The organism is Brasilonema bromeliae SPC951, assembly GCF_012912135.1.
GTDB lineage: Bacteria > Cyanobacteriota > Cyanobacteriia > Cyanobacteriales > Nostocaceae > Brasilonema > Brasilonema bromeliae.
This window is the reverse complement of the sequence record NZ_QMEB01000411.1, coordinates 1-1817: the sequence shown is the minus strand read 5'-3', so window position 1 is coordinate 1817 and position 1817 is coordinate 1. Positions and strand designations below refer to the sequence as shown.

The window sequence follows — 1817 nt, the reverse complement described above, 5'->3', positions numbered from 1 at the left end:
GACAAGCGAAAGTGCCGGGGGCTGCGGGAACTTGGAAAGATTTGACAGATAATGTGAATGAACTGGCTGCTACCCTGACGACTCAGTTGCGGGCGATCGCCGAAGTCGCAACTGCTGTCACCAAAGGCGACTTAACGCGGTCAATTTCCGTCGAGGCGCAAGGTGAAGTCGCCATGCTTAAAGACTACATCAACCAAATGATTGCCAACCTGCGCGAGACAACGCAGAAAAACACTGAACAAGACTGGTTGAAAACGAACCTCGCCAAGTTCACCCGCATGCTTCAAGGTCAGCGTGACTTAGAAACGGTGTCTAAACTAATACTCTCCGAATTAGCACCGCTTGTGGGGGCTTCGCATGGCGTGTTCTTTATCATGGAAAACGCGGATAAAATACAGTATTTAAAATTACTCACTAGCTATGCTTACCGTGAGCGCAAGCAACTTGCGAACCGCTTCTACTTGGGTGAAGGTTTGGTCGGACAATCAGCTTTAGAAAAAGAACGTATTCTGCTGACGGAGGTACCGCAAGATTATGTCAAAATTGGTTCTGGCTTAGGCGAAGCAACTCCGCTCAATGTTGTTGTCTTACCTGTCCTATTTGAAGGACAAGTCACAGCAGTGATTGAACTAGCCTCATTCCGACGTTTTAACGAAATTCATCTGTCATTCTTCGACCAACTGACTGAAAGTATAGCGATTGTATTAAACACCATCGCCGCCAGTATGCGGACTGAAGAGTTACTCAAACAGTCGCAGTCTTTAGCACACGAGTTACAAAGTCAGCAAAACGAACTCAGGGAAACGAACAAGCGTCTAGAAGAACAGGCAAATTCCCTGCAAGCCTCCGAGGATTTATTGAGGAAGCAGCAAGAAGAATTACAAGAGACGAACGCGGAACTAGAAGAAAGATCGGAATTATTAGCTTTGCAAAACAAGGAAGTTGAGCGTAAAAATGAAGAAATTGAACAAGCAAGCCTAGATTTAAAAGAGCAAGCCGAACAACTAGCACTCTCGTCAAAATACAAGTCTGAGTTTTTGGCGAATATGTCCCATGAATTGCGGACACCGCTAAATAGCTTATTGATTTTGGCGAAATTGCTAACAGATAACGTTGAGAAAAACCTGACTGCAAAACAAGTTGAGTATAGCCGTACGATTTACTCGTCAGGAAACGACCTTTTGACGCTGATCAATGACATTTTGGATCTAGCAAAAATCGAATCTGGAACGATGTCAATTGACATAGACCAGATGCTGCTTACAGAATTACAAGAACACATTGAGCGAACTTTTCGACAAGTCGCGATTGATAAAGCACTCAATTTCACGATAAATTTCGCTCCCGAACTGCCAAGAAGCATCTACACCGATCCAAAGCGCTTACAACAAGTCTTGAAAAATCTCCTCGCCAATGCTTTTAAATTTACAGATCGTGGAGAAGTCAGCTTGCAGGTGTTTGTGACAACACAAGGCTGGAGTCATGACCAGGAAAGTTTGAATCGTGCTCAAACTGTGATAGCATTTGCAGTCAGCGATACAGGCATTGGCATTGCTTCAGATAAGCAAAAGATAATTTTCGAGGCGTTTCAACAAGCTGATGGCACCACAAGTCGCAGATATGGCGGTACGGGGTTAGGCTTATCAGTGAGTCGCGAAATCACCCGCCTTCTTGGTGGAGAAATTAAACTTCACAGTCGTCTTGGGGAAGGTAGTACTTTTACACTGTACTTACCCCAGGAAGGGAAACAAATCAATTCAAAATTAGAAGTCTCTCCCTCACTCCCTCACTCCGTTACTCCCTCATCTCCACGGCCT

1 protein-coding gene is annotated in these 1817 nt (G+C 44.7%); it reads left to right on the top strand.

Features of this window, described 5'->3' with window-relative positions:
• The coding region (locus tag DP116_RS28110; RefSeq protein ID WP_169158236.1) for an ATP-binding protein at positions 1 to 1817 on the top strand (1817 nt) is incomplete at both ends.